General features: G+C 61.6%; 5 protein-coding genes. All 5 read left to right on the top strand.

Annotated features, from left to right (window positions below; all coding sequences use genetic code 11):
* On the top strand, positions 1 to 814 hold an 814-nt coding region (locus OCV80_RS06045), incomplete at its 5' end, for an amino acid ABC transporter permease (protein WP_267288283.1).
* Between the two features lie 4 nt (positions 815 to 818).
* Entirely contained in the window at positions 819 to 1,559 is a 741-nt protein-coding gene (locus OCV80_RS06040; RefSeq protein WP_021749337.1) for an amino acid ABC transporter ATP-binding protein, read from the top strand.
* A gap of 129 nt (positions 1,560 to 1,688) precedes the next feature.
* A complete protein-coding gene (locus tag OCV80_RS06035; RefSeq protein WP_021749338.1) occupies positions 1,689 to 2,384 on the top strand; it encodes an anaerobic ribonucleoside-triphosphate reductase activating protein in 696 nt (231 codons plus the stop codon).
* A 167-nt stretch (positions 2,385 to 2,551) separates the two neighbouring features.
* Positions 2,552 to 4,948: a ribonucleoside triphosphate reductase gene (locus OCV80_RS06030; protein ID WP_267288282.1), complete on the top strand. Its 2,397-nt coding sequence runs from the start codon at positions 2,552 to 2,554 to the stop codon at positions 4,946 to 4,948.
* A 146-nt stretch (positions 4,949 to 5,094) separates the two neighbouring features.
* Positions 5,095 to 6,000: an NAD(P)/FAD-dependent oxidoreductase gene (locus OCV80_RS06025; RefSeq protein WP_136891540.1), complete on the top strand. Its 906-nt coding sequence runs from the start codon at positions 5,095 to 5,097 to the stop codon at positions 5,998 to 6,000.
* Positions 6,001 to 6,122 lie beyond the last annotated feature (122 nt).

Genomic DNA, 6,122 nt, shown 5'->3' with positions numbered 1-6,122 from the left:
CTATCTGCCCGGCATCCGCAATACCTTGATTCTGGCACTGGTGGCCACCGCCATCGGCTGCCTGATCGGATTCGTCTGCGGCATTCTGAACACCATTCCCCACAGCAAGAACGCCCCGCCCGTCAAGCGGTTCTTTCTGGCGCTGATCCGGGCAGTGGTCCGGATCTACGTGGAGATCTTCCGGGGTACCCCCATGGTGCTGCAGGCGGTGTTCCTCTATTACGGCCTGCCCTATTTTACGGACAACGCCGTGCGGTTTGACAGCATCTGGATGGCCGCCATTCTGGTGGTGTCCATCAACACCGGCGCCTACATGGCCGAGTCCGTCCGGGGCGGCATTATCTCCATCGACCCCGGCCAGACCGAGGGCGCCAAGGCCATCGGCATGACCCATGTGCAGACCATGCTGCATGTGATCCTGCCTCAGGCCATCCGGAATATCCTGCCCCAGATCGGCAACAACTTCATCATCAATGTGAAGGATACGTCCGTCATGTTCATCATCGGCTTCCCCGATTTCTTCTCCGCCCACCGGGCGGCGGTGGGCGCCAGCTACCTGTACTTCCCCTCCGCCGTGGTGGAGATGGCCGGGTACCTCACCATGACGCTGATCGCCTCCTTCCTGCTGCGCTGGTTGGAAAAGCGAATGGACGGCAGCAGCGATTACAAGCTGGCACAGACGGACCATCTGACCATGGCCGCCGGCACATACAGCCACCCGGACCGGGGCACTCCCTTCGATGAGCGGAGCAAAGAGTACCGGGATCGGGTCCGTCAGGAATTGCAGCACGGCCGTACGAGAGGAGATCGCTGACAACATGGACGATATGATTTTAGAGATCCGGCATCTGAGCAAGTCCTTCGGCAGCCACGAAGTGCTGCGGGACATCGATTTCACCGTGAAAAAAGGCGATGTCACCAGCATCATTGGTGCCTCCGGCTCCGGCAAGAGCACCCTGCTGCGGTGCATCAACCTGCTGGAGACCCCCACCAGCGGCGAGATCCTCTACCGCGGCCAGAACGTCACCGGTCCCAAGGTCAATGCCCCCCAGTACCGCTCCCATGTGGGCATGGTGTTCCAGTCCTTCAACCTGTTCAACAACATGACCGTGCTGGAAAATTGCATGGTCGGGCAGATCAAGGTACTGAAAAAGGACAAGGAGACCGCCCGGAAGCGGGCCATGGAGTATCTGGAAAAGGTGGGCATGGCGCCTTACATCCAAGCCAAGCCCCGGCAGATCTCCGGCGGCCAGAAGCAGCGGGTGGCCATTGCCCGGGCCCTGGCCATGGAGCCGGAGGTGCTGCTGTTCGACGAACCCACCTCCGCCCTGGACCCGGAGATGGTGGGAGAAGTCCTCTCCGTCATGCAGGACCTGGCCCAGGAGGGCATGACCATGCTGGTGGTGACTCATGAGATGGCCTTTGCCCGGGACGTCAGCAGCCATGTGGTGTACATGAACCAGGGCGTCATCTGCGAGGAGGGCACGCCGGAGCAGGTTTTCGGCAATCCCCAGAAACAGGAGACGCAGGACTTCCTCTCCCGGTTCCGCAAGAATTGAATCCCGTCTTTCCCGTTCCCGGAGGCTGTGCCTCCGGGAACTTTTTTGTCTTTGTTGCGTCCACCACTTGTTCTTGTGGAAAAATCAGTTTAGAATAGCAACATCTTGTGCTTATGGAGGGATCCGGCCATGCACATTCACGGACTTCAGAAACTGGCCATGGTGGACTACCCGGGAAAGCTGGCGGCCACGGTGTTCACCGGCGGCTGCAACCTGCGGTGCCCCTTCTGCCACAACGCATTGCTGGTGACCCGGCTGGCGGAGACGCCGGAGATCCCGGAGCAGGAGGTGCTGGACTTCCTGGCCTCCCGCCGGGGGCTTTTGGACGGGGTGGTCCTCACCGGCGGGGAGCCGCTGCTCCAGCCGGACGCAGCGGATTTTCTGCGGAAGGTGCGGGAACTGGGCTTTGCCGTGAAGCTGGATACCAACGGCTGTGATCCTGCCCGGCTGGCGGAGATCCTGAACCAGGGCCTTGTGGACTATGTGGCCATGGACGTGAAAAACGCTCCGGCGCGGTATGCCGAAACCGTCGGCATACCGGGCTTCAACCCCGCCCCGGTGGAGGAGAGCATCCGTCTGCTGCGGAAAAGCACCGTGGACTATGAGTTCCGCACCACCCTGGTGCGGGAGCTCCACAGGCCGGAGGACCTGGACGCCATCGCCGCCTGGCTGGCAGGGGCACCCCGGTACTATCTTCAGAACTTTGTGGACTCCGGCAATCTGATCGGCCGGGGATATCACGGCTTTACAGCAGAGCAGCTGCAGGGCTTTGCGGAGCGGGTCCGGCCGTTCTTTGGAGCTGTGGAGCTGCGCGGCATTGACTAGATATGGAAAAATTCAGCGTTTTCACAGAAAATGCATACAAGATATAGTGGCATTTCTAATTGACAAGCCCCCAGGAAGTGGTAGAATGGGAAATACGGGGCGCGTCAGCGCCCATTGACTTGTCAGGAGCAGGGAATTGAATTTATCATAGAGAAAGCAGGGGTTTCATGTATCAGGTTGTCAAGCGGGATGGAAAGATCGCCTCTTTCGACATCTCCAAGATCAGCACCGCCATCACCAAGGCCTTTGAGGCCACCCACATGGAGTACAATCCGGACATCATTGATCTCCTGGCCCTGAGGGTCACGGCGGATTACCAGGATAAGATCCATGACGGCAAGATCACCGTGGAAGACATTCAGGACAGCGTGGAGGACATTCTCAGCAAGGCAGGCTATGCCGACGTGGCCAAGGCCTACATTCTCTACCGCAAGCAGCGGGAGAAGATCCGCAACCTGAACTCCACCATGCTGGACTACAAGGAGCTGGTGGACAACTACCTGCATATCAACGACTGGCGGGTGAAGGAGAACTCCACCGTCACCTACTCCGTGGGCGGCCTGATCCTCTCCAACTCCGGCGCCATCACCGCCAACTACTGGCTCTCTGAAATCTATGACCAGGAGATTGCCGACGCCCACAAGAGCGGCGCCATCCACCTCCACGACCTCTCCATGCTCACCGGCTACTGCGCCGGCTGGAGTTTGAAGCAGCTGATCCAGCAGGGCCTGGGTATCCCGGGCAAGATCAACTCCACCCCGGCCAGCCACCTCTCCACTCTCTGCAACCAGATGGTGAACTTCCTGGGCATCATGCAGAACGAGTGGGCCGGCGCCCAGGCGTTCAGCTCCTTTGACACCTATCTGGCCCCCTTTGTGAAAGTGGACAACCTCTCCCAGAAAGAGGTTAAACAGTGTATCCAGTCCTTTGTGTTCGGCGTGAACACTCCCTCCCGCTGGGGTACCCAGGCGCCGTTCTCCAACATCACCCTGGACTGGACCGTGCCTCGTGACCTGGAGAACCTGCCGGCCATCGTAGGCGGCAAGGAGCAGGATTTCACTTACGGCGACTGCAAGAAGGAAATGGATATGGTGAACAAGGCGTTCATCGAGATCATGACCGAGGGCGACGCCGACGGCCGGGGCTTCCAGTATCCCATCCCCACCTATTCCATCACGCGCGACTTTGACTGGTCCGACACGGAGAACAACCGCCTCCTGTTCGAGATGACCGCCAAGTACGGCACCCCCTATTTCTCCAACTACATCAACTCTGACATGGAGCCTTCTGACGTGCGCAGCATGTGCTGCCGCCTGCGGCTGGATCTGCGGGAGCTGCGGAAGAAGTCCGGCGGCTACTTCGGCTCCGGCGAGTCCACCGGGTCCGTGGGCGTGGTGACTATCAATCTGCCCCGGATCGCCTACCTCTCCCAGACGCCGGAGGAGTTCTATGAGCGGCTGGACCACATGATGGACATCGCCGCCCGGAGCCTGAAGGTGAAGCGCACCGTCATCACCAAGCTGATGGATGCGGGATTGTACCCCTACACCAAATACTACCTGGGCACCTTTGACAACCACTTCTCCACCATCGGCCTCATCGGCATGAACGAGGTGGGCCTGAACGCCAAGTGGCTGCGGAAGGACCTGACCCATCCGGAGACCCAGGCCTTTGCCAAGGACGTGCTGAACCACATGCGGGAGCGACTGATGGACTATCAGGAGCAGTACGGCGACCTCTACAACCTGGAGGCCACCCCCGCCGAGTCCACCACCTACCGGCTGGCCAAGCATGACGTGGCACTGTATCCCGATATCATCACCGCTGCCAAGAACCCCGGTGACACGCCTTATTACACCAACTCCTCCCACCTGCCGGTGGGCTACACCAACGACATCTTCGAGGCCCTGGCCATCCAGGATGACCTGCAGACCCTGTACACCTCCGGCACTGTGTTCCACGCCTTTTTGGGTGAGAAGCTGCCGGACTGGAAGGCGGCTGCCAATTTGGTGCGGAAGATCGCGGAGAATTTCAAGCTCCCCTACTACACCATGTCCCCCACCTACTCCATCTGTCCGGACCACGGCTATCTCTCGGGCGAGCACTTTACCTGCCCCAAGTGTGGGAAGACCTGCGAGGTGTGGAGCCGCATCACCGGCTATTACCGCCCTGTCCAGAACTGGAACGACGGCAAGGTCCAGGAGTTCAAGGACCGGCAGGAGTACCAGGTGGAGAACTCCCGGCTGGAGGGCCGCCGCCTCTGCGACCGGGATGCTGCGACGGAGCCCGCAGCCGGCACCGCGCCCAGCACACCGGCGGAGCGGGGCGAGGACGGCCTGTTCCTCTTCACCACCAAGACCTGCCCCAACTGCAGCATCGCCGAGCGGGAGCTGGAGAAGGCGGGCATCGCCTATCAGGTGATGGACGTGAACGAGCATCGGGAGCTGGTGGCCCGGTACGGTATCCAGCAGGCCCCCACCCTGATCGTCCGCCACGGAGAGCAGGTGGAGAAGCTGGTGAACGCCTCCACCATCAAAAAATTCGCCACTTCGCAGAGCGTGTAAACAACGAAAAAGGAGGGACTCTCGTCCCTCCTTTTCCGAGCTCCAAAATGCCGTCTCTGCGGAGCAGCACCCGCGGTACAGCGGTTACTATGCGGGGGACTGCGAAGTCTCCCTTATCTTCTGTCAGTCATCAGAGAGGAACATCTATGGACCAGTATTTCGACATCATTATCGTGGGCGGCGGCCCGGCCGGGCTCACCGCCGCCGTCTACGCCCGCCGGGCAGGAAAGTCCGTTCTGCTGCTGGAACGGGAGAGCTTCGGCGGGCAGATCGCCTCCTCTCCCAAGGTGGAAAACTTTCCGGGCCTGCCCGCCGTGTCCGGCGCTGAACTGGCGGAGCGGCTGTACAGCCAGGCCGAGGCCCTGGGGACCCGGATCGAACTGGAGGAGGCGCTGGAGATCCAGAGCGGCACGCCCAGCCGGGTGGTCACCGACTACGGTGCCTATACCGCCGGGGCGGTAATCCTGGCCGCCGGGATGCGGCGCCGGACCCTGGGCCTTGCGGGCGAGGATCGTCTGGCCGGCATCTCCTTCTGCGCTGTGTGCGACGGAGCCTTTTACGCCGGACAGGATGTGGCAGTGGCCGGAGGCGGCAGCACCGCCCTGCAGGATGCGCTGTATCTGGCAGACATCTGCCGCCATGTGACGGTGATCCACCGGCGGTCGGACTTCCGGGCGGATCCCATTCTGGTGGAGCGGGCGGAGAAGACCGCCAACCTCACGCTGCTGCGGTCCACCGTGGTGGAGGCCCTGGAGGGATCGGAACGCCTCACCGGCCTGACCCTGCGGAACACCGCTGTGGGAGAAGTCTCCCACCTGCCGGTCTCTGCGCTGTTCCAGGCGGTGGGTCTGCTGCCGGAGAGCCGGCTGGCCCGGTCTCTGGGGGTGCCGGTGGACGAAGCGGGCTTTATCGCCGCCGGGGAGGACTGCCTGACGCCGATTCCCGGCATCTTTGCGGCAGGGGATCTCCGCGCCAAGGAGGTCCGCCAGCTGACCACCGCCTGCGCGGACGGCGCTGTGGCGGCCCTGGCGGCCTGCCGCTTCTGTGTTTGACGCCGGGCCACCTTCTCAAGAATCCGTACAGGCCGCCGGGCGTTCCCGGCGGCCTGTGCTGTTCTCTTCACTCCTCCAGAAGAGGGGGAGATTTTTCGGTCTGGGCGGGATCGCAAGACACC

This window comes from Oscillibacter acetigenes (assembly GCF_025567605.1).
GTDB lineage: Bacteria > Bacillota > Clostridia > Oscillospirales > Oscillospiraceae > Oscillibacter > Oscillibacter welbionis.
Note: the sequence above shows the minus strand (reverse complement) of the source record. Positions and strands in the feature narration are given on the sequence as shown.

Excerpts from the sequence above, each read along its gene's own strand:
- OCV80_RS06040 (WP_021749337.1), top strand. The coding sequence starts at position 819 with ATGGACGATATGATTTTAGAGATCCGGCATCTGAGCAAGTCCTTCGGC.
- OCV80_RS06025 (WP_136891540.1), top strand. The coding sequence starts at position 5,095 with ATGGACCAGTATTTCGACATCATTATCGTGGGCGGCGGCCCGGCCGGG.
- OCV80_RS06035 (WP_021749338.1), top strand. The coding sequence starts at position 1,689 with ATGCACATTCACGGACTTCAGAAACTGGCCATGGTGGACTACCCGGGA.
- OCV80_RS06030 (WP_267288282.1), top strand. The coding sequence starts at position 2,552 with ATGTATCAGGTTGTCAAGCGGGATGGAAAGATCGCCTCTTTCGACATC.